Raw genomic sequence first — 22,438 nt, 5'->3', positions numbered from 1 at the left:
TCGTCGAGGTGAAAAATACCTACGAAAGTCCTTGCGTTAAGATTGCCGAACTAAAGACAGGGCAAGCTGATTGGACTCCAGCAATTCCATCGATGCAGAAGCAGAGCGAACTCCTACTTAGCTGGGCCATCGCAATCGTAGGGGGAATTGTCGCCTTGATCACGACAAAAAATCTGCATCATTTCAAAATGATCCGCTTTCTGTATCTAATTTTAGCACCGGCGCTCAGTCTCATTGCAGGCTCAATCTGGATCGCAGTAGAGTTTCAAAGTCGCTCTTCTTACCTTCTCCTAAATAAGTGTTCTGACTTCGAAGGCACTCTGAACAAGCTGCTTTTGGTGCAGACTGATCTTTTTAAATTCTCGTTAGCCGCACTGGTTCTGTTCGCCATAATTTGCTTGATCCAACTGACTCTCGGATACGTCAAATTTGGCGCCAATAAATCTTGAAGGGAGGCATGCCATGATTCCGCGTTTATTTTTTGTGTGGGCCGTCGCCATGTTCACTTCGACCGTTTTCGCCCAAGCGCAAACTTACGGCGAGATCCTCGGGAACGAAGGCGTGCAAAAGATCGTTCGAGAAGAGACCGATCACTTTGTAGAACAGTTCAACGCCATGACTGGGTTCGAAGCTATTTGGGTCGAAGAGGGCTTCTATCCTGCGGTTACGAAGCCCATTTTGTCCATTCGAGCTCCAGATCGTGAGACTGCTTATCGTTCCCTTCAGGTTGGCTTCGGTAGCTTTATGTCCGATCTTGCAGCTTTTCTGTCAGCTACGCAATCGAAGGTCGTGTTTGGAGCCGAGCAAGTATCGACGTACCTTGAGGTGTCGCGGAAAGTTCGGCGATGTGGCCGTATCCCATGTACAACAGGTTGTCCCCAGGCATGTGATGACGTATGTAACCCTTGCCGCAGGTAATCAACGATTGTGGCCCAACGACAGCGGCAACTCGGACTGGTTTTTCCGCTGCGCTTCAAAGCCGGCAGGTTACGCTGGTCGTTGAGTGACCGCTTTCCGCCACATCGATAGCTGCTTTGGGTCGGTAGTTCCATTTCGCGCGATGGGGAAGCTGACGTTCGCGGCCGCCTGATGGTCGAACGGCCGGTGACTGACATATTACGGCCTGACTCCGCCCATCAGGCCACCGGCAGCTCCAGCCGAGTTATACGCGTTGGCTGTCCGGCAGGTCTGTGACCGAAACGGCCTTTTCAACAGCCGCTCTGTCGAGAGGATGAGGGGCGGCAGTTGGCCGGACTGAGACTTCCAGGTCCGAACCTGCGTTGGGGGGCGCGGCAAACTGACGGTGGCTGTCTCGACCCGACCCAGAGCCGCCTGATGACATTCTCAAGCACGACCGGACAGCAGCATGCAGGTCATCACGCTGCCGCCGTCTGGCTGACCCAAAGCTCATGCATTATGGGTCGACGGATCGAAGCTGAGCACGTGATCGATTTCAGCCTTAAATGCCCGCGGACGCCCCTTTGTGATGTAAGTCGCCCCAAGTCTGTCAGTGACCAGTCGAACTTCTTCAATGTCATGCACTGAGTACACAATCACCTGCCGACCTCGATAGCCCATGTTACGCGCCTGCTCAGCAACATATAATCCTCGGAAGCTCTCGTAGGTATGCCCACGACTCTTTAGGAGCGAAAAGTACTCACCGGGAGCTGGAACGTTCAGGTCCAGAATCATCATGCGAAAAGCCACCTGAGAGTTAAGTGCCTTCATTGCCTCGGCAACATTCACGGCAAACGTGGCTCTGTAGTTTTTCGCCTCTATGTACTCGACCAACCAATCAAGTAAGTGCGGCTCGTCATCCAAAATGAGAATATCTGTGCTGCTCATTTCTATCTTTCCTTTATGAAGGCGCCAGGAATTCTGAGCTGAAAGTTGGCTAGTTGAGTGTGGGGCACGAATCTAGCGTGAATCGAACCCCTAAATAGTCGCTCGACTATCAGCTTGCAGATGTGCAATCCAAGTCCAGAACCGGACGACGTTTTGGCGGCGGCGCTCTTGCCTCGCACGCCGACTGCGAAGATATCTTCACTGCTGTCAAAAGGCGTACTAGCGCCAGACATGGTTACGATGAGATCACCAGACTTCCGCTGTATCCAGTGTTTCACTTCAACGGTAGATTCCGGAACTCCGTACTTGACGAAGTTATCGAAAAGATTCATGAAAACCTGCCGAAGGAGCTCGGGATCGCCTTGAACGGCATTTTGAGCGTAAGCGCTCCACGAACCCCATCCTTCCCCGAGCCCGCTACGCCGTGATCAACTGCTCAGCCTTGAGATTCCAGGGCAGGAGGGCCTCGAAATGTTCGACGGTGGTCGCAGCGGGCAAGGCGCGCAGCACGTGGCGCAGCCACAGATACGGCTCGAAGCCGTTGGCTTTGGCGGTTTCGACCAGCGAGTAGAGCAGCGCGCTGGCGCGCGCCCCGGCTTGGGTGTCCGAGAAGAGCCACGCCTTCCTCCCAATGACGAAGGGACGGATGGCATTCTCGGCCGGGTTGTTGTCGATCGGCAGATCGCCGCGCTCGAGGTACCGGATCAGGCGCGGCCACTGCCGATGCAGGTAGCCCAGCGCACCGCCGAGCACCGAGGTGGGCGGCACGGTGGGGAGCGCTTGATCGAGCCAGCGGCGCAGTTCGTCGATGACGGCGCGGCTTCTGCTCTGGCGTAGCACCAGGCGCTCGGCGTCATTGAGTCCGCGTGCGTCCTTCTCGATGGCGTAGAGCTTGCTGATCAGGGCCAGGGCTTCGTGGGCCCGGCCGCGCTTACCGGCGGGCAGCACCTTGCCGGCGTCGACGAAACGACGCCTCGCATGCACCCAGCAGCCGAGCCGGGTCACCCCTTCGGTGAAGGAGATCGCGCCGTAGCTCTCGAGCCCGTCGGCCATCAGATGCCCCTTCCAGCCTTCGAGCAGGCGTAAGGGCACCGCCTGCGCGCGGCTCGGATCGTACTCGAAGAGGACCACCGGCTTACCCGGCGGGCCGCCGCGCTGCACCCACATCTGGCTCTTGCTCGTGGCTGCCCGGCCAGGCTCCTTGAGCACCTGCACCGGGGTCTCGTCCATGTGGATGACGTCGTGCCCGAGCAGCACGTCGCGCATCAGGTTGGCGAGCGGCTGCAGCGCCCGGGCGGTGCCGATCACCCAGCGGGCCAGGGTCTGACGCGGCACGAGCACGCCCGCGCGAGCGAGCACGTACTCGAAACGCGCCAGCGGCAGCCCATCGACGTACTTGGTGACGAGCAGCATCGCCAGGAGGTCGTTGCTGGCGTTGCTCTTGGGCAGCACCTGCGCTGGGGCGCGGGCGGTGACCGGCGCCTGGTCGCCCTGGGGGCAGCCGTAGCGCTTGCGGATATGGCGCAGCACACGCACCTGCATCGGGACGATGTCGAGCTGTTCGCTGACGTCCTGGCCGATCTCGACCATGGGTGTGCCGCAGGCGCAGGTGCGCTCGGCTTCGGGGACGTCGTGGACGACGTCGATGCGCGGCAGCTCGACCGGCAAGGGCTTGCGCTTGCCGCGCGCCTTCTTCTTGCCGGTGTCGGCGGGCGTCTCCCCCGTCGTCTCGGTGGCCGGCGGCGGCAAGGTTGCGGTGTCGCCCGCCTCGGGCGCGGACTCGACCAGCGCCTCGGCCTCGTCGAAGAGCCACCCCTGGCCCGCGTGCGATTCGCTGCTGGGCCCGAACATGCGCCGACGCGCCAGACGCAATTGCTCGTAGAGCTCGAGGATGCGTGCCTCGAAGGCTTTGTGCAGTTCCGCCTCCCGCGCATCGAAGGCTCTTTGGCGTTCAAGCTCGCGGGCATCGAACGCTTTCTGAAGTGCGGCCTGCCGGGCATCAATGGCTTGCTGGAATGCGGCCTCCCGGGCCTCGAGGGCTGCCTGTCGTTCGGCTTCACGCGCCTCGAAGGCACGCTGCTGCGCCAGCAGCAAGACCTTGAGTGCAGTCGGATCGTCGGGCAACTGCGCGGGGAGGACGGATGCGCACACGCCAACGGCGGAGTTCGAGAGCGGGTCGGCGGGGCGGTGCGGCATGCCGCAATTATACCCGATTATGCTACGTAACTGATTGGTATTGCAGTGTTTTATGTGGCCTGGCCGCCCACAGATCAAAGCCCTCGAGCAACCATTCGAGCTCCTTCATCGTGAGTACGCAGGGGGGCTCACCGGCCTCGGTCGAAGGCCAGGCGAAACGCTCGGCTTCCAGCCGCTTGTACCAGAGGCAGAAGCCATTTCGGTGCCAGTACAGCGCCTTGAGCTTGTCGCGGCGGCGGTTGATGAACAGATACAGCGCGTCGCCGAACGGGTTCAGCCCCAGCTCCTGCTCGACCAGCGCCGACAGCCCGCCGATGGACTTGCGGAAGTCGATCGCCGGCCGGTACAGATACACCGCGCCGATCGAATGCCCCGGGTGCATCAGCGCCCCCGCTCGGCAAGGGCTGCCGACAGCGCGGCGAGCCAGTCGACGCCCGGCAGTGTCGCGCACTCGAGCCGCAACTGTGCATCGATCACCACCGTGCAGCCCGCGCGGGCCGCCATCGAGGGTTCGATCTGGATCGGGACGAATCCGCCAAGCTTGGCGCGGCTACCACGGCCACCGGCTACCAGGCGCTTGCGCCACTGATAGAGCGCCTGTGGCGACAGCCCTTCGCGCTCGGCGTACGCCTTTGTGGTAATGCCCTCGGCTTCGATTGCCGACAGGTGCGACAACCAGAACGTACTGCGCTCCGACATGCTCGTGCTCACTGAAAAAACGGAAGCCAAAGCATGCCGGCTCACCCGGGACTACATAAGGATGGGGTTCGTGGAGCGCTTACTTTTGAGCATGCCGATCTAGCACCTCGATACGCACTTTATTCGTGATGCCTTGCTCTTGAAAGAAGAGTGCAGCTTCAATCAGGAGTTGTGGAATTATGCATGTCTTGGTGCTTCTAAACCGTGGATCTGGAGTGGCGTCGGTACCATATTGGGCAAAGTAGGCAAGGTTTCGAATTAGCGAAACCGTATACTCGAGTTGCGCACGTGCGCTCTTGAGGCGCTGCTCTCTTCGTTGCCCCTCGATAGTTCCATCGATAATATTGTCCAGCGTACCAATAACGCCATTTAGCGGATTAATCGCTTGATGGGTTATGTTTGATATGAGAGCTAGAGTGTAATTGGAGTCAGATGTGTTCATTGATTATTTCGATCCCCTTGGCATTTTCCAGCAGTCTAATCGTGACGCAGCCCCAGAATGCGACTGTTCTAAGGTCATCGTGGAACGATGCGGCGGAAGGTAGGCTGCACAATACATTCAAAACTCTTCCGTCCGCAGTGGCCTGAATCCGTTCGTTGGTGGAGTGACACCGAACTAAGGCAAGTAAGGCGCGCATCACATATCTGTCAATCCGTGTCGATTCGACGGAATTGTTACTGTCAAGCCAGGGGTAACCGTCTTTACTAGCGACGAATGGCAGCTCCATGATTTTGCCATTGGTTTCGACTTCCTCAATTCTCGCCGATATAAGTTCTGCCAGCGCTTGTATGACTTCATCAATTCGGCCACGATCTTTGCCAAAAGTGGAGTGCGCACTACCAGTATTGGCGTATTTCGTGAGGACTTTTGTTAGTGGAAGAATTGAAACTGCGCTATCAGTGAGGGGGTTTTCGCTGAGACAGTACTTCACTAAGATTTGGGGGAAAAGTGATAGTCGGTTTAGCAGATCTTGTCCGTTCCAGAATCGAATAGTGAGACTACGTCGGTCCGCATTCCAGCGGTTTACCTCGTCGATTGCTTGCGGAGAGAGAGTCGAGCTTGTCACAATTAATAGTATGTCGGCACTATTCGAGTCAGCATAAGCAATTTTCTCCCATACTGTTGGCCAGCTTACTGCGTCACTGTAGCGCTTGCATTCGACGTACCAACTCTCCTTCCGAGTAAAGCCAGAAAAGTCAGCACCGAAAAATTCACCCTGAATGTCGCGCCCGCCATCACGACCAGGCGTTCTCCATACGCAGTTCTTAAGGCCGAGCAACTGCATCAGATCGAGCGTGAGGTTCTCAAACTGGCTGGGCGAGAGCGTCATTAGATCTGGCAACGGACAATTCCCTCGAAGAAGGTTTAACGATTTGTTGTCATCGAGGCATCTCCAATCCTCAATAACAGGGCAGAAAAGCTAGGGAACCCCTGATCAATTGATGTTCTGATCACGCTCACCCAAGCCAGCCATTTTTGCCGACTCCGATGATCGATTTCTCCGCTTCTAGCGCTGCGTTTCGGGGCCTTTCGAGCCCCGAGTCCCCGTTTGCGGGCACAGTGGGCGGATTTCGCCCATCAACTCATCAAGGCTCGCCTCGCCAAATAAAGGTTGGTCAGTCCGATCAGCGAGAACACCTGCGCGGCGTTCTTCGCGATCCCCTTGTAGCGCACCTTCGTGTACCCGAACTGGCGCTTGATGACGCGGAACACATGCTCGACTCGTGCGCGGATCGACGACATCCTGTGGTTGAAGCGCTTGTTCGCCTCGGTCAGCGGATGCGGCTTGCTGGCCTTGAGCGACACGCCCCAGAAGACACCGGCCTTGCGGGCCAGGCGCTTGAGCTTGTTGTTCACGTAGCCCTTGTCGCCGAACACCGCCTGATCATCCTCACGCACAAGGTGCGGCAGCTGGCTGATGTCCGAGGCGTTGGCCGGCGTGACCGAAACCGTATGGACGAGGCCGGAATTGACGTCGGCACCGACATGGACCTTCATGCCGAAGTACCACTGGTTGCCTTTCTTCGTCTGATGCATCTGCGGATCGCGCTTCTTGTCCTCATTCTTCGTCGAGGGAGGAGCGTGAATGATGGTCGCATCAACCATGGTGCCGCCCTTGAGCAGCAAGCCACGTTGTTCGAGCGTATCGTTGATGATGTTCATCATCTGCGCGCTCAGTCCGTGCTTCTCGAGCAGGTGGCGAAACTTGAGGATCGTTGTCTCGTCGGGCATCGCATCGTCGCTCAGATCCAGCCCGGCAAAGCGGCGCATCGACTCGATCTCGTAGAGCGCGTCTTTCATCGCCGGATCCGACAGCGCGTACCACTGCTGCAGGAAGTAGATCCGCAGCATCGTCGCCAGCGGCATCGGCGCGCGGCCACGGCGCCCTGTCGTCGGGTAGTGCGGCTCGATCACCGCCAGCAGCGCTGCCCACGGCACCACCGTCTCCATCTCGGCGAGGAAACGCTCCCGGCGAGTCTGTTTCTTCTTCCTATCGAAGGCCAGCGAGGCGAAGGTTGTTTGCTTCATGGTGGCTCTGCGATTTATAACCTCAATATTCTACCGATTATGAATAGATCAGAGATTCCCTAGCGGGCCGAATGTGCACTTAGCATAAACCATGCGGGCGGTGGATGTCCGCTTGAGGTACGAGGTTCAATGACCGCTTCTGGCCGATAGTACGCTCTGGACATCTTCCCCGATAGCCGCCGGTCGCCGGCGGTTCAAGAATCAGACTCCGATCAACAGCAAGGGGTCTGTCATGGAAACCCGAGAACATCCGCATCGGGAAGCCTGGAACAAGGGGAAGCTGGTTGGCCAGAAGGCACCGCTCAAGGCCAAGGACATCTGGGCTATCCGTATCCATCTGCAGAACGCGCACGAGGTGCGCGATCTCGCCATGTTCAACCTCGCGATCGACAGCAAGCTTCGAGGCTGCGACCTCGTCAGCCTGCGGGTGCGCGACGTGACGCATGGAAACCAGGTGCTCTCACGCGCGATGGTCGTGCAGCGGAAGACGCAGCGGCCTGTGCAGTTCGAACTGACCGAGCCTACGCGCACGGCCGTGGCAGCGTGGATCGCGAAGGCGGGCCTGAAGTCGGAAGACTTCCTCTTTCCGAGCCGGCTGCACGAATCCCCGCATGTCTCCACCCGGCAGTACGCGAGGATCGTCGAGCACTGGGTGGCGGCGGCCGGCCTGGATCCGTCCGCCTATGGTACGCACTCTATGCGGCGCACGAAGGCGACATTGATCTACAAGCGCACGAAGAACCTGAGGGCCGTTCAGCTCCTGCTGGGCCACTCCAAACTCGAGTCGACGGTGCGCTACTTGGGCATCGAGGTCGATGATGCCTTGGAGATCTCTGAGCAGATCGAGATCTGACGCTGGAGGGGCCGCCCGCCAAGCACCCTTGAGGCGGCGGGCGGCAGCTTACGGTGGTGATGCCGAGACGGTACTATCGGCCAGAAGCGGAATTCCGGATGATCGATACCAGCGTCGGCTTCAGGCTGGTAGCGGTCACCAAAGCCTGAGGCGTCGACGACTGCTATCGATGCATCGCGGACGTCGGATTACTGTGCCTGTTTGGCCATTTTTTTTACTAGTGGATTCCACCGTTCAACCCACCCACGCTGCCCCAGCGACGGCCGACAAACTGCATTGCAAGCTCCAACAGTCGAGACTGTGCAGCCCAACTTCGATCCTCGCTAGACAGCCCCCTGGCGGGAGCACCACCTTCTTCTCTGCGGGCCGGTATGGTGCGTCGACAGTTAAGCCCGGCGGAGATTGGGGTGGCGTCTGCGAAATGACGGCTTGTATGGCTTGTACAGTGGCATAATGACTGTATAAAAATGTAGCGTCAGCCGATAATCCCAATGTCGACACCGGAGCGTGCGCTAAGTCGGATTTGGTGGAAGCTGTAAACAGCAGCCGTTTCAAAGTTGAGCTGGCTCAATTAGTGAACTGCGGTTGAGCAAGTCTCGCGGACGTACATATAGCTCCCGACCGAACAGCGGGAAGCCGGTGGCACTGCGTCGTGACGCTCCGAAAGCAATCTTTCAGTCCTCATGAACTCAAAAACAACTACAGTTGGCGCCACAACCACCGACTCCGACTTGGTGCGAATGAGCAGAGACGGAGACCAGTTCCATTACCACTGGGCCGCGCGCCACTGCCTCTCGCTCTTGCCTGGTGTGAGCGACTTGGTCGCCATCTCTATTGAGGGCGCATCGGCTGCCGAAGGCCCTGGCTCAGCCAACGAAGGCGACGAACTCATCGACGTGGGGTTCTACTTTGGCAGCGAGTCCCTGAAGGACGCCCGCCTCGTTCGCTATGTGCAGCTGAAGCATTCCACGCAACGTGTGCAGAAGCCCTGGACAGCCAGCGGGCTGAAAAACACGCTTGAAGGCTTCTCCGAGCGGTTTGCGAAACTGCGTAAGACGTTCACCTGGAAGGAGCTTAAGGACAAGTTGCGCTTTACCTTCACGACCAACCGTCCTATCGATGAAAAAGTGGCTGAGTCGCTGGAGGACCTTGCAGAGGGGAAGCCAGCGAGACATTCGTCAGTCGCGAATACGCTACTTGGTTATGTGAAGGGGCTCGACAGCGAAACTGCAAACTTCTTCACTCTCTTCTCCGTTGAAGCAGGTGAGCCCGACCTGTGGAATCAACGCAATCTACTGTTCAAGGATGTAGGAAAATACTTGGCCGAGGCAGACTCGGACGCACCACTTCAGCTCAAAGAATTGGTTACTAAGAAGGCCACCTCTGAGCACGCCTCAAACCCGTCCATTCGTCGCCTCGATGTTCTGCGAGCACTTGGGGCCGACGAGGCGGACCTCTGGCCTGCAAAGTGTCTGATTGCTGAGCCTACCGACGGTGCATTTCCTCGCGAGCAGGAGCGAGAGATTCGCACGATTCTGGAGTCCACCACTCAATCCGTCGTCCTTCATGCCGAAGGAGGAGTTGGGAAGTCCATCCTCGCGTGGCAACTTTCCAAGTCTTTCCCTGAAGGTGCCGTAGCGGTGCTCTATGACTGCTTTGGCGACGGACTGTACAGAAGCTCCCAACACTTCCGGCATCGACAAAAAGACGCCCTCCCGCAGATTGCAAATGAGCTCGCTGCTCAAGGGCTATGCAATCCTTTGATTCCAATCCGCGGAACTGATAGCAAGCAGTACATGCGTGCGTTCGTTGCAAGACTGACTCAGGCCGTCGGTCTGCTCCGGGCTAAAACGCCCTTTGCCAATCTCTATTTGATAGTCGACGCTGCCGACAATGCCGTTATGGCAGCTACTGAGTTCAATGATACGGCCTTCGTGCCTGACCTCATTCGAACGGAGATGCCAGACGGCGTCAAACTGGTCTTTACTTGTCGGACCCATCGGCGAGACCATCTGCGAGCTCCGCCCGAAGCGACGCACGTTGAACTGCGCCCGTTTAGCCGTTTGGAGACAGCAAAGCACCTCAAAAAGTACTATCCGAACGCGACTGACAAAGATGTCGCCGACTTCGATTTCTTAAGCAGCTCCAACCCACGAGTTCAGGCGCTAGCACTTAGCCGAAAACTGCCGTTAGAAGGCATGTTGAAGGCGCTCGGACCATCACCCTCCACAGTTGAGCGGGCAATTGCCGAACTGCTGGAGCGCGCAGTCGAAAAGCTCAAGTTCCGAGAAGGCTCTATCGAAGCAGAACAGATTAACCAAATCTGCCAGGGCTTGGCCGTGCTGCGACCACTCGTTCCAATCGCGGTACTAGCTGATATTTCGGGAACTACTGAAAGTGCGGTACGAAGTTTCGCCTATGACTTAGGACGACCGTTGCTGGTCAAAGGTGGCAGTCTTCACTTCCTGGATGAGCCTTCCGAGACCTGGTTCCGCGAGCATTTTTGGCCAAACAAGGCAAAGTTGGCGACGTTTCTGGACCGATTGAAACCCCTAGCTGCCACCAGCTCCTACGTCGCATCAACAATTCCTCAACTGCTTCTTGCCGCGGGGCGAATGGATGAGTTGGTTGACCTGGCCCTTTCTGCTGATGGCCTACCTACGTCGAACCCACTCGAGCGCCGTGATGTGGAGGTCCAGCGCCTGACCTTTGCGCTAAAGGCCTGCCTGCAAGAGAAACGCTACGCCCCGGCGGCGAAGCTCGCACTTAAGGTGGCAGGCGAACTTGCCGGTGTCGAGCGACAGAATGACCTGATACAGGGGAACACGGACATCGCCTCTGCACTTCTTTCTCCAGACCGCATCGAAGAACTGGTGTCTCGACGCACATTCGGAGGAAGCTGGACAGGCGCACATCATGCCTATGAAGCAGGCCTGCTGGCGGGCCGTCCGGAATTCATTGCTGAAGCACGAAGCCGCCTAAGAATGGCGACAGATTGGCTGTATTCCTGGGCGAGGATGGCGCATGAAGAGCGCGAGGAAAAAAACGAGCGCGTCGAAACTAGCGATATGGCCGAACTCGCAATGGCCAAATTGCTTGCGGAAGGACCGGAGCACTCAGTCAGATTTCTCAGAGGGTGGACGCCTAGGTCTCTCTCGATGGCCGCCGGAGGCATCTTGGCGCGTCGGCTTGTGGACTTTGGTCGATACGACCTTCTTGACCAACTGGCGGAACACGGTGCGCAAGATGTATGGCTGATGCTAGGCCTGGTAGCGGAAGCGTGCGACGGCGGACACTCACTGCCTTCCAAGCCTGTGGAAAAGCTCATGCGTGCATTGAGTTCCCGTCGCATTCAACTGCAAGAACCAGGTGGTCATAGCGCTAAATGGAGCGTGCTAAATGGTGTCACGTCCGCTGTTCTACAAGCGCTGAGAGTGCTGCCACGTGATGACGCGACGTGGGCAAATGTCATACGCCGTTACTTGCCGGACCATCCCCCCCGAGACCTGGCGGAGCGGTACGCGTCCGACAAGTCTACGCTGCTGAGAGCGTACACGCTTGAGGCTGCCTTGTTGGGCAAGCAACTCGCGCTCATCGACTTGGCTCCAAAGGAAATCCGAGAAGAGCTGGAAAAGAAGCAGAGTCACTACAGCGTAAGTTCTGATGCCGAAGCGTTTAACAGGGGGACGGGCGGTGTCTTCGCTTGGTACCGACTGAGCGCGGAAATTGTCTGCGGCAGAACCTCGGCAGATTTCAGCGAGGCCGCACAGGAAGCACTCAAGGCAACGAACGCAGCTAGGTCCAAGGACTACAGCAACGTCTTCAATCTAGACCAAGTCACTGCACTGGAATGGATAAGGGCGCTACGCGATGCGTCGATTTCTGACGTCACTTCACTGGCTGCATATCGGGCCTGGTTTGAAGAGAAGGAGAAAGGTTTCTGGCCCGCCACCATGGCAGGTGTCTGTCGCTTGGCCGCCCGTACAAAGGTACTCGAGAGCTTTGCGCTCGAGGTGTCCGTCAAGGCCTACGAAGCTATAGAACAAAATCGCGAGCACGCGGAGTCCAGAGTCGAGTCCTACCAAATTCTGGCGCGTGCCGTTTTTCCGGCCAGCATAGCGGAGGCCCGCAACTACTTTGAGCGGGCAGTGGAGATGTCGAACCGCGTTGGGCAAGAGAACTTGGCCCGATGGGACGCGCTCATTTGCCTGGCCGAAGCGAGCGGAAGAGACAGTCACCCCCGGCCCGAGTCCGCCTACCGCCTGGCGCGAGGCACGGAGCTGGCGTACGAATATGTGGAAAGAGACAAGCACTTCGACTGGGGACGCACAATTGATGGATTGTTGAGCTTGTGCCCAGCCTCGACAATCGCCGCTCTCAGTCGCTGGAGAGACCGCAAGTTCGGTTATGCAGACAAGCTTCTAAGAATTGCAACCGACCGCCTTGTAAAGCGCGGTTTGCTTCCGCGCATCGCGCCAATTGCGCTGTGCCCGATTGGCGAAGAATGGGCGCGCGCCGAAGACCTGGTGAAAGCGGTTGAACACGAATCGAATAAGGAAGTACAGCGGAAAACGCTCAGCGTTGGCTACCGCTACCTAAGGGTCAGTTCGCCGTCGCTGGAGGAACTTGAAAGGGTTTCTGAGCTGGCACGCACTTGTAACTTCGTGGCTCCAGACATCGACAGGCTTCTCGCCCAAGCGAGGGTGCCTAAGCGTGAGGGTGGGAACTCCGCTCGGCAATACGCACCGGAGACGCCAAAGAAACGAAGCGACCCAGACTGGAATGTCCTATTCAAGGGGGTCGACCTAACAAGCTCCGCGGAACTACGTGCGGCGTATCTGCACCTTAGGACTTTCGACCCGCCTTATAAAACTGACGAGTTCTACCAAGAAGCACTACAACGATGCGGTTTAGGCCGAGCGGCCGAATTCTGTCTTGCTATTTCGCAGTGGCCAGAATTTGGGAGCTATGAGCTCAGGCAAATTTTCGGCGTGCTCGGAAAACAAAACATCAAGCCGGTTTCTCTGCGCAAAGCGATGGCAGAAGTGGTGCTATCCGTATGCCGAACAAATCCTGAATCGGCTAGGCGAAAAGGATGGTGGAGCTCGTTTCCGTACAATGAGATTATTGACGAGGGCATTGTTAGCGACGGCCAGATTGTGGACGCAGTGCTTGAAGGGTTTCTAGCCAAGGTCACAGTGCTAACAGCCGGCGAGCTCTTCCAGATGTTGGAGCCGTTGGCCTCTCGTTTGACAAACGATGAGGCGGACGACGCACTGCACTTTGGGTTATCTCTCCTCGAAAGTGACCTTCATCCTGACGATGGCGATGGACCCTGGAATGAGGGCATGAAGCCGCTCGACAGCTGCGAGGCTGCACTGGCTGGTTACCTCTGGGCAGCGTTAGGTTCACCAACCACTTCTGTACGTTGGGAGGCCGCACACGCCGTTCGAGCGACTATCGAGCTTGGCTGGAATCCGGTTGTGAATGCGCTTGCGAAATTCGCAGTCGTCGGTTCACCCGGAGCGTTCGTCGACAAACGGTTTGTCTTATACGAATGGCATTCCCGTCTGTGGCTCACCTTAGCGCTAGCTCGGTGTGCGGCCGAGCACCGAAACATGGTGAGCATGTTTGGCGAATTCCTTTTGATGTCCGCCAAGGAGGAGCACGTACTATTGCGCCATTTCGCAGCCTGCGCTTTGCACGAACTACCTGAACTCCTAGGTGAAATGACCGCGCTGGGCTCGCCTGAGAAAATCAACGCAAGTGAACTTCCACTCGTTGAGCATGACGCCTACAGGAGGCCCGAGGTAGAGACCCAGCCATCCAACGACTCGTCGGGCGATGTGGTAGATAAATACTACTTTGGCATTGACATTGGCCCATATTGGCTTGAACCTCTCGGTCGAGTTTTCGGCATCTCGCCGAGTGGCATTACTCGACGCGCCATCGAGGCTATCAGCGAACGTATCGGGGCTATCACCACCAAGCATTACGATGACATTCGTTATAAAAGGGGCGTGTTTCAACACGAGCAAACCAGCCACTCGCACGGAACCATGCCGAGAGTGGAAGACCTTCAGGTCTACAGCGCCTATCACGCAATGATGATAGTGGCAGCTAGGCTGCTTAAGACCCACTCAGTTGGCAAGGCGAGTTACAGCTTAGAGGATGAGTTTAGCGAGTGGCTTGAGCGTCATCTTTTGAAGTGCAAGGGTGGCATGTGGGCCGCCGATAGGCGCGACCCTCAGCTATCCAAGTCTCCACCCGTGTCCGAGCAATATGGTGACAAGGAGTGGCGCTGGCAGGTAACTGCTGAGCACCTTGATAGTCTTCTAGAGACTGACGAAGGGCTGCTGGTTGTAGCGGGGGATTGGACAAGTGGCCCCCAGGAGTCCCAAGAGGCTATTTCTGTGACCAGCGCGCTGGTGCCGAGAGCTACCGCGACAGCGTTTCTCGCTGCGGCGCAAACTTCCTCGAACCCAAACGACTATTTCTTCCGGTACGACCAAGAACAAGGGACTCCAAACGAGGAGGACATAACATCCGAAGGAGGTCTCCCTGAGCCCACATTGAAAGTGGGCTCTCATGGACAGTTCAACCTTCATCGTTGGATATCTGACCGAGGAGAATCCTACGGAATTGACGACTACGACCCATGGGGTGAACGCGTGAGCGTTCCGGGCGATGAGCCGAACGCTGCAACTATCTCGGCAATGGGCCTGACCTCGGCGGACGATGCGCGAAGATGGGTGACCAAGAGTGGTGCGCACGTTCGAAGTGAGACATGGACCCATTCGAATGGGTATGGCCGTGAGAAGGAAACGATTCCTGGTAACCGCTTGAGTGCTGACAGAGCGTTTCTGAAGGAACTCCTCACCGCCAATCCAGAGCATTGGCTTGTTGTCAGTCTTAGTCTGCGTCGACGGGGCTCGCAATACAGCTCAAGTGACGAAGATTTGGGCTCGTACGTACCACCTTATGTTCGCTACTACCTGATTAAAGAAGATGGAATCGCTAGAACGCTCAAGTGCAGTAATTGACCTCGGCAAGCAGCTCGTCACCCAGTTGAAGCTTGGGGATGATGAATCTGCTCAGTGGATGGCGCACGCGCTCGCTGCGCGAATCAAAGATGCAGAAAATGCCCCTCCTGAGAAACGAGTCGCAGCACAAAGCTCCTGCGCGGAACTGGTTTTTCAGCTGTGGGAGCGAAGATATAGCCTTCCCACTCAACTTCGCCCCTTGAAGAGTCTGGAGCCGCTTCTACGGACGCTCAATTCACTTGATACGACAAGCGGTCCGCGATTTCGCTTCATGCAGGAGCGGCCTGCCGACATGAAAGTCGATGAGGGTGTCGAGAAGACGCTCGACTTGGCCATGAAACTCGACGACGCAGCGCGGATTCTGGTGCAGTACTTCCTGGCCACAGCGGCAGAGCAAGCCTCGGAGGAGACGCAGCCTTGGATTCAGAGTGCCATTGACGCAGGAGCGGACGTGTCGTTAGAAGTCCGCGTTGTTAGATTTGTGGATAGTGGCCTTGACCGTTCCTCTGAAGCAGCGAAGATGGCCAAGGAAGCCTTGAATGACAAGATACAGAAGCTTGAGGTTTTTGTATCTCTTGCGGCAGCCCTCGCAAAGGACTTGAGAGCAAAGCACGGCCTGCTGACCGATGAAGCGGACGACGCCGAGCCAAATGATGAATGATCGGGTCCGCTGGCAATGTGGTGCGACAGGCTGAAGTCGACAGCTTTGTGGTGGTTGCGGTCATCCGTGACGCAGAAAAATACGTCTGCAATCGCTGCACAGCAGACATAGACCGGCCAACCCACGAATGACAACAGTGGGTCGGTACTTCGCGTTCGCCAAACCGAAAAGCTGCCATCCAACGCTATTCACTGCGGAACGGCTGGTGACCGGCACATGACCGACCTAGTCACGGCGCAGGCCCAATGACAGCAAAGGCCGAATAACAGACTAACAAAAATGAAGAAAGCCACCTTTCGAGGTGGCTTTCTTGGCTGATCGAATTCCCACGAAATCTAGACTTTTGGGAAAAATCTAGATCATCGCGGGATCCTACAACCTCAAACATCAATATTCTGCGCATACAACGCGTTCCCCTCGATAAACGCCCTGCGCGGTTCCACGTTGTCTCCCATCAGCGTCGTAAAGATCTCATCCGCAGTAATCGCGTCGTCGATCTGCACGCGCAGTAGCCGGCGCACCCCCGGGTCCATCGTGGTTTCCCACAACTGTTCGGGGTTCATTTCGCCCAGGCCCTTGTAGCGCTGCTTGGTGAGGCCGCGTTCGACTTCGTTGAGCAGCCAGCCGATGGCGTCGGCGAAGCGGGTGACGGGCTGGCGTTTTTCGCCGCGGCGGATTTCGGCGCCGGGGCCGATGAGGCCGCTGATGGCTTCGGCGGCGTTGCGGATGCTGCGGTAGTCGCCGGAGACGAGGAAGTCGTGCTCGATCCAGCCGAACTTGCGGTTGCCGTGGTGCATGCGTTCGATGGTGAGGCGCCAGCCTTCGGATTCGTCGTGGTATTCGGGGTAGATCGTGAGGCCGTCGGGCAGGTGGGCCTTGATGCGGGCGGCGGAGTCGCGCGCGGCGGCTTCGTCGGCGAGGCTGGCCTGGAGGTCGTGGGCGAGCATGACCTGCAGCACTTCGGGGTCGATGTAGCTGGCCAGGCGCTTGATGACGGCTTCGGCGAGCAGGTAGCTGCGGCGAGGCCGCCGAGGGCTTCGTCGATGATGGGGGTGGCGCCTTCGCGCGGGGTCAGGCTGGCGCCGTCGAGGGCGAGCTTGAGCAGGTGGCCGTTGAGTTCGTGGTCGTCCTTGATGTAGATCTCGGTCTTGCCGTGCTTGATCTTGTACAGCGGCGGCTGGGCGATGTAGATGTGGCCGCGCTCGACCAGCTCGGGCATCTGGCGGTAGAAGAAGGTGAGCAGCAGGGTGCGGATGTGGGCGCCGTCGACGTCGGCGTCGGTCATCAGGATGATGCGGTGGTAGCGCAGTTTTTCGGGCTTGTAGTCGTCCTTGCCGATGCTGGTGCCGAGCGCGGTGATGAGGGTGGCGATTTCCTGGCTTTGCAGGAGTTTGTCGAAGCGGGCCTTTTCGACGTTGAGGATCTTGCCCTTGAGCGGCAGGATCGCCTGGAACTTGCGGTCGCGGCCCTGCTTGGCGGAGCCGCCGGCGGAGTCGCCCTCGACGAGGTAGAGCTCGCACAGCGCCGGGTCTTTTTCCTGGCAGTCGGCGAGCTTGCCGGGCAGGCCGACGCCGTCGAGCACGCCCTTGCGGCGGGTCATTTCGCGCGCCTTGCGGGCGGCGTCGCGGGCGCGGGCGGCTTCGACGATCTTGTTGCAGATGGTGCGGGCGTCGATCGGGTTTTCGAGCAGGAAGTCGGCGAGCTTGCTGGCGACGACTTCTTCGACCGCCGGGCGGGCTTCGGAGGAGACCAGCTTCATCTTGGTCTGGCTGGCGAACTTGGGGTCGGGCATCTTGACCGAGAGGACGCAGGCGAGCCCTTCGCGCATGTCGTCGCCGGTGATCTCGACCTTGGCCTTCTTGGCGATCTCGTTTTCTTCGATGTATTTGTTGATGACGCGCGTCATCGCGGCGCGCAGGCCGGTGAGGTGGGTGCCGCCGTCGGCCTGCGGGATGTTGTTGGTGTAGCACAGCACCTGTTCGGCGTAGCTGTCGTTCCACTGCATGGCCACTTCCACCGACAGTTCGGCATCGGTGCCGTGGCCGGTGGGGATGCGGGTGGTGCCCGAGGCGTAGAAGACGTTGGGGTGCAGCACGGTCTTGGTGCGGTTGATGTATTCGACGAAGCCGCGCACGCCGCCGGCGAAGGCGAAGTCTTCTTCCTTGCCGGTGCGCTGGTCCACCAGGCGGATCTTGACGCCGTTGTTGAGGAACGAGAGTTCGCGCAGGCGCTTGGCGAGGATGTCGTAGTGGTATTCGATGGTGCCGAAGATCTCGTCGTCGGCGAGGTAGTGCACCCGGGTGCCGCGCTTGGTGGTGTCGCCGACGATCTTCAGCGGGCTGGTCTCGATGCCGTCGACCACTTCGATGACGCGGTCCTGCGGCACGCCGCGGTGGAATTCGATGAAGTGCTTCTTGCCGTCGCGCGAGATGGTGAGCTGCAGCCATTTCGACAGCGCGTTGACGCAGGACACGCCCACGCCGTGCAGGCCGCCCGATACCTTGTAGCTGTTCTGGTTGAACTTGCCGCCGGCGTGCAGCACGCACATGACGATCTCGGCCGCGGAGCGCCTGGGTTCGTGCTTGTCGTCCATCTTGACGCCGACGGGGATGCCGCGGCCGTTGTCGGCGACCGAGATGGAGTTGTCGGCGTGGATGGTGATGGCGATGTCGTCGCAGTGGCCGGCCAGCGCTTCGTCGATGGAGTTGTCGACGACTTCGAACACCATGTGGTGCAGGCCGGTGCCGTCGGAGGTGTCGCCGATGTACATGCCGGGGCGCTTGCGGACGGCTTCCAGCCCTTCGAGCTGCTGGATGCTGGATTCGTCGTAGGCGTTGGGATCCTGGGAAGGCTGGGCCGGCGTGTTTTGCGGTTCGGACATGGTCATCTCGGTGATTCGTAAAGAACGGGGTGCCGCGGTGAGTCTTGGCGGGGGCGGCGGGCCGCCCCTCGGGAGCGTCGGGTCAGATGCGCATCGGCATCACGACGTACTTGAACCTGTCGTTGCCGGGCAGGGAGATCAGCACGCTGGAGTTGCCGTCGTTGAAGCGCCAGTCGACGGTTTCGGAGTTCAGGTTGTTGAGCACGTCGAGCAGGTAGGTGACGTTGAAGCCGATGTCGAGCTTGTCGCCGCCGTAGTCGATCTCGAGTTCGTCCTGGGCTTCTTCCTGTTCGGCGTTGGTGGAGACGATCTTCAGGAGGCCGTCTTCCAGCACCATGCGCACGCCGCGGAACTTCTCGTTGGTGAGGATGGCGGCGCGCTGCAGCGCGCCGAGCAGCGGCTGGCGGTCGAAGCTGATGAGCTTGGGATGGTTCTGCGGGATTACGCGCTCGTAGTCGGGGAACTTGCCGTCGATGAGCTTGGTGACGAGTTCGATGGGGCCGAAGCGGAACACGGCCTGGTTGCCGGCGAGCAGGATCTCGAGCGGATCGTCGCTGTCGGCGAGCTGGCGCGCCAGTTCGAGCACCGTCTTGCGCGGCAGAATGGCCTCGGTGCGCTGGGCGACGGGGGCTTCGAGTTCGGAGGAGGCGTAGGCGAGGCGGTGGCCGTCGGTGGCGACCATGCGCAGCTCGGCGCCGTCGGCGATGATCAGGAGGCCGTTGAGGTAGTAGCGGATGTCCTGCTGCGCCATGGAGTACGACACCTGCGCCAACTGGCGCTTGAAGCTGCGCTGGCTGATGGTGAGCCGCGTGGCGTCGCTGTCGGGCAGGTTCATGCGCGGGTAGTCGGCGGCGGGCAGGGTCTGCAACTGGAAGCGGCTGCGGCCGGCCTTCACGGTGAGGCGCTTGTCGTCGAGCGTGAGGTTGATCTCGGCGCTGTCGGGCAGGGCGCGCAGGATGTCCTGCAGCTTGCGCGCGCCGACGGTGATCGAGGCGTCCTCGCCGCCGATGTGGCCGCCGGTGGTGGTGCGGATCTGGATTTCGATGTCGGTGGCGAGCATCGTCAACTGGTCGCCGTGCTTCTCGATCAGCACGTTGGACAGGATCGGCAGCGTGTGGCGCTTTTCGACGATGCCGGCAACCGACTGCAGCGGGGCCAGCAGCGCATCGCGGGTGGTGGAGAGCAGGAGCATGGCGTCAGATCGGATCTCTGGGTTGATCGGAAGGATTGGGAATGCTCAGCCCCGCAGGACCTGGGTGAGCACGTGGACGTCGTGGTTCAGTTGCGCGTCGCCGAGCCTGAGTTCGGTGATGGTGCGGCAGGCGTGCAGCACGGTGGTGTGGTCGCGCCCGCCGAAGGCTTCGCCAATGGCCGGCAGCGACATCGGCGTGAGTTCCTTGGCGAGCCACATCGCCACCTGGCGCGGCCGCGCGATGATGCGGGTGCGCTTCTTGGAGTGCATGTCGGCGACCTTGATCTTGTAGAAGTCGGCGACCGTCTTCTGGATGTGCTCGATGCTGAGCTGGCGGTTGTGTGCGTGCAGCAGGTCCTTGAGCGCTTCCTTGGCCACTTCCAGCACGATCGGGCGGCCGTGGAAGCGGGCGTAGGCGACGACCTTGTTCAGCGCGCCTTCGAGTTCGCGCACGTTGGAACGCAGGTTCTTGGCGATCAGGAAGGCGACGTCGTCGTCCACCGCCACGCGCAGCGCCTCGGCCTTCTTCTTGAGGATGGCGACGCGCATCTCCAGCTCGGGCGGCTCGATCTGCACGGTGAGGCCCCAGTCGAAGCGCGAGATGAGGCGGTCTTCCAGGCCCTGGATGTCCTTCGGATAGGTGTCGCAGGTGATGACGATCTGCTTGCGCGCCTCGGTGAGCGCGTTGAAGGCGTGGAAGAACTCTTCCTGCGTCCGGTTCTTGTTGTTGAAGAACTGGATGTCGTCGATGATCAGCATGTCGAGCGAGCGGTAGTAGCGCTTGAACGCGTCGAAGCTCTTCTGCTGGTAGGCGCGCACCACGTCGGCGTAGTAGTCCTCGACGTGCACGTAGCGGATCACCGCGCGCGGATTCTGCCTGAACACCGCATTGCCGATGGCGTGCACCAGGTGGGTCTTGCCCAGGCCGACGCCGCCGTAGATGAACAGCGGATTGTAGGAGGTGCCCGGGTTCTGCGCCACCTGCATGGCCGCCGCGCGCGCGAGGTCGTTGGCGCGGCCGGTGACCAGGGTGCCGAAGGTGAAGTCGGCGTTGAGCCGGGTCTTCTCGTAGGCGATGTCGAGCGCGGAGGTGGGCGCGGCAAGGGGCGCTTCTGGCTCGGGCCGCGGCGCGGCGATCGCCGGGGCGGCCGGGCGCGCTGCCGCGGCAGGCGGCGGCGCGAGGGCCGCGGCGGCGGTGCCGGCGGTTTCGGCGCCGTTCTCGACGGCATCTTCCTCGGTCACGGCCCTGGCCGCGGCGCCTGCCGCCGGCGCGACGGCGCGCGTGGCGCCGCCGGCGGGCAGTTGCAGTTCGATGGCCAGCGGGCCGGTGTGGAATTCCTCGCCCAGTTCGGCGATGCGGCGCAGGTAGCGCTCGCGCACCCACTGCAGCACGAAGCGGTTGGGGGCGTACAGCGTGAGGGCCGGACCGTCCGCGCGCTCGGCGATTTCGGCGCGCAGCGTCTTGATCCAGGTGTTGAACTGCTGCTGGGGCAGTTCCTGTTCAAGTCGCGTCAGGCAGAAAGACCAGAATTGTTGGATCACGGAGCGGCGTTTCGGTTGAGCGACACGCTACCCGCGCCCAGCCGCCGCGCAGGGCGGAAGCGACGGGCCACTCGTGGCGGTCGGGAACTTGTCGAGGGTCTCGATCGCCGACGGCTCCGGGATCGCGCAGGGCGATGAACCGGGGCTGCCGGCAAGACGTTCAGGGGCGTCATTCTAACCCCCGCGAGGGGACTTATCCACAGGGTCGGGCAAAAATTGTTATTGACAAACATGGGATTATCAATTTCAATCCACGGTTTGACCTAACACCGGCAATCCGATCATGAAACGCACCTACCAACCTTCCGTCGTCCGCCGCAAGCGCACCCACGGCTTCCTGGTCCGCATGAAGACCCGTGGCGGTCGTGCGGTCATCCGTGCTCGTCGCGCCAAGGGCCGTCATCGCCTCGCAGTCTGAGGTGGCAGAGCCCGCGAGTGCTGACCAGGGTTTCCGCAGCGCTCACAGATTGCACAAAACGGATGAGTATTCATCCGTTTTTGCTTTTCGGCGCGCACTTCGCGGGCGTTACTACATGTTGCACTACCGGCCCAACGGACTCGACACCGCCCGCCTGGGCGTGGTCGTGGCCAAGAAGCTGGCCAAGCGGGCCAACGTGCGCAATCTGGTGAAGCGCATCGCGCGCGAGTTGTTCCGCCGCCGGCGCGAAAGCCTGCCGGCGCACGATCTCGTGGTGAGGCTGCATGCGCCGGTGACCGATGCGACGCGGGCCGAGCTGAACCTCGACCTGCTCGCGCTGTTCCAGAGGCTGCCCCGAACATGAAGACGGTGCTGATCGCGCTGCTGCGCTTCTACCGGTATGCGATCAGCCCGATGCTGGGGCGCAACTGCCGATTCCACCCCACTTGTTCCGAATACGCGATCGAGGCGGTGCAGCGCCATGGCGCGCTGCGCGGCGGCTGGCTCGCGCTCAGGCGGGTGGGGCGCTGCCATCCCTTCCATCCGGGCGGGTATGATCCTGTTCCCTGACTCTGTCT

At 59.5% G+C, this 22,438-nt stretch carries 16 protein-coding genes and 2 pseudogenes; 7 read left to right on the top strand and 11 right to left on the bottom strand.

Annotation, left to right across the window (positions count from 1 at the left end; translation table 11 throughout):
- Window positions 1-8 precede the first annotated feature (8 nt).
- Window positions 9-449, top strand: a complete 441-nt coding sequence (locus tag CCZ27_RS20090) for a hypothetical protein (protein WP_157748662.1) — start codon at window positions 9-11, stop codon at window positions 447-449.
- 958 nt (window positions 450-1,407) lie between these two features.
- On the opposite strand, the gene CCZ27_RS20085 is transcribed toward CCZ27_RS20090, so the two are convergent.
- From CCZ27_RS20085 to CCZ27_RS20055, 8 genes and pseudogenes are all read right to left on the bottom strand, one after another.
- Window positions 1,408-1,845 (bottom strand): response regulator, encoded by a 438-nt coding sequence (locus CCZ27_RS20085; RefSeq protein ID WP_096451161.1) that lies wholly within the window; start codon window positions 1,843-1,845, stop codon window positions 1,408-1,410.
- Window positions 1,846-1,847: 2 nt separating this feature from the next.
- A pseudogene (locus CCZ27_RS24790) lies at window positions 1,848-2,195 on the bottom strand (ATP-binding protein); the annotation flags it as partial.
- Window positions 2,196-2,262: 67 nt separating this feature from the next.
- Window positions 2,263-4,041 carry an IS66 family transposase gene (tnpC, locus tag CCZ27_RS20075; protein WP_096449805.1) on the bottom strand — a complete coding sequence of 593 codons (1,779 nt, stop codon included), beginning with the start codon at window positions 4,039-4,041 and terminating at the stop codon, window positions 2,263-2,265.
- A 22-nt stretch (window positions 4,042-4,063) separates the two neighbouring features.
- The gene (gene tnpB / locus CCZ27_RS20070; protein ID WP_096449807.1) at window positions 4,064-4,423 is read right to left on the bottom strand and encodes an IS66 family insertion sequence element accessory protein TnpB; all 360 of its coding nucleotides are present in this window, start codon (window positions 4,421-4,423) and stop codon (window positions 4,064-4,066) included.
- On the bottom strand, window positions 4,423-4,740 hold the full coding sequence (gene tnpA / locus CCZ27_RS20065; RefSeq protein ID WP_096449809.1) for an IS66 family insertion sequence element accessory protein TnpA: 318 nt from the start codon (window positions 4,738-4,740) through the stop codon (window positions 4,423-4,425). The genes tnpB and tnpA overlap by 1 nt, the downstream gene beginning before the upstream one ends.
- Before the next feature lie 79 nt (window positions 4,741-4,819).
- The gene (locus CCZ27_RS23755; RefSeq protein WP_157748661.1) at window positions 4,820-5,182 is read right to left on the bottom strand and encodes a histidine kinase; all 363 of its coding nucleotides are present in this window, start codon (window positions 5,180-5,182) and stop codon (window positions 4,820-4,822) included.
- Window positions 5,169-6,071 carry a restriction endonuclease gene (locus CCZ27_RS20060; RefSeq protein ID WP_096451157.1) on the bottom strand — a complete coding sequence of 301 codons (903 nt, stop codon included), beginning with the start codon at window positions 6,069-6,071 and terminating at the stop codon, window positions 5,169-5,171. Before CCZ27_RS20060 ends, CCZ27_RS23755 begins: the two co-directional genes overlap by 14 nt.
- Before the next feature lie 248 nt (window positions 6,072-6,319).
- Window positions 6,320-7,270 carry an IS5 family transposase gene (locus CCZ27_RS20055; RefSeq protein WP_096451155.1) on the bottom strand — a complete coding sequence of 317 codons (951 nt, stop codon included), beginning with the start codon at window positions 7,268-7,270 and terminating at the stop codon, window positions 6,320-6,322.
- 232 nt (window positions 7,271-7,502) lie between these two features.
- Here CCZ27_RS20055 and CCZ27_RS20050 point away from each other — a divergent pair, with 232 nt between their 5' ends.
- The 3 genes from CCZ27_RS20050 (at window position 7,503) to avs3b (ending at window position 15,827) form a co-directional block, all read left to right on the top strand.
- Window positions 7,503-8,123 (top strand): tyrosine-type recombinase/integrase, encoded by a 621-nt coding sequence (locus CCZ27_RS20050; protein ID WP_096451153.1) that lies wholly within the window; start codon window positions 7,503-7,505, stop codon window positions 8,121-8,123.
- Between the two features lie 740 nt (window positions 8,124-8,863).
- Entirely contained in the window at window positions 8,864-15,166 is a 6,303-nt protein-coding gene (gene avs3a, locus CCZ27_RS20045) for an AVAST type 3 anti-phage nuclease/ATPase Avs3a (RefSeq protein ID WP_198363205.1), read from the top strand.
- Complete coding sequence (avs3b, locus tag CCZ27_RS23750) at window positions 15,132-15,827, top strand: AVAST type 3 anti-phage protein Avs3b (protein WP_157748660.1); 696 nt, start codon at window positions 15,132-15,134, stop codon at window positions 15,825-15,827. Before avs3a ends, avs3b begins: the two co-directional genes overlap by 35 nt.
- A gap of 380 nt (window positions 15,828-16,207) precedes the next feature.
- On the opposite strand, the pseudogene gyrB reads toward avs3b, so the two are convergent.
- The 3 genes and pseudogenes from gyrB to dnaA all read right to left on the bottom strand — a co-directional run bounded on the left by gyrB (window position 16,208) and on the right by dnaA (window position 21,442).
- Window positions 16,208-18,708 (bottom strand): annotated as a pseudogene (gyrB, locus tag CCZ27_RS20035) (DNA topoisomerase (ATP-hydrolyzing) subunit B).
- Between the two features lie 82 nt (window positions 18,709-18,790).
- Window positions 18,791-19,900, bottom strand: coding sequence for a DNA polymerase III subunit beta (gene dnaN, locus CCZ27_RS20030; RefSeq protein ID WP_096451147.1), 1,110 nt, complete (start codon window positions 19,898-19,900; stop codon window positions 18,791-18,793).
- Between the two features lie 45 nt (window positions 19,901-19,945).
- Entirely contained in the window at window positions 19,946-21,442 is a 1,497-nt protein-coding gene (gene dnaA / locus CCZ27_RS20025; RefSeq protein WP_096451145.1) for a chromosomal replication initiator protein DnaA, read from the bottom strand.
- Window positions 21,443-21,725: 283 nt separating this feature from the next.
- Between dnaA and rpmH the strand changes: the two genes are divergently transcribed.
- The 3 genes from rpmH to yidD are packed head-to-tail and all read left to right on the top strand — an operon-like array spanning window position 21,726 to window position 22,430.
- Window positions 21,726-21,860, top strand: a complete 135-nt coding sequence (rpmH, locus tag CCZ27_RS20020; RefSeq protein ID WP_002926183.1) for a 50S ribosomal protein L34 — start codon at window positions 21,726-21,728, stop codon at window positions 21,858-21,860.
- The gene (gene rnpA / locus CCZ27_RS20015; RefSeq protein WP_443081516.1) at window positions 21,799-22,224 is read left to right on the top strand and encodes a ribonuclease P protein component; all 426 of its coding nucleotides are present in this window, start codon (window positions 21,799-21,801) and stop codon (window positions 22,222-22,224) included. Before rpmH ends, rnpA begins: the two co-directional genes overlap by 62 nt.
- Window positions 22,221-22,430, top strand: a complete 210-nt coding sequence (gene yidD, locus CCZ27_RS20010; RefSeq protein ID WP_096451141.1) for a membrane protein insertion efficiency factor YidD — start codon at window positions 22,221-22,223, stop codon at window positions 22,428-22,430. The genes rnpA and yidD overlap by 4 nt, the downstream gene beginning before the upstream one ends.
- Window positions 22,431-22,438 lie beyond the last annotated feature (8 nt).

It is taken from the genome of Thauera sp. K11 (genome assembly GCF_002354895.1).
In the GTDB taxonomy this organism is placed as follows: Bacteria; Pseudomonadota; Gammaproteobacteria; order Burkholderiales; family Rhodocyclaceae; genus Thauera; species Thauera sinica.
This window is presented reverse-complemented; position numbering and strand designations above follow the sequence as displayed.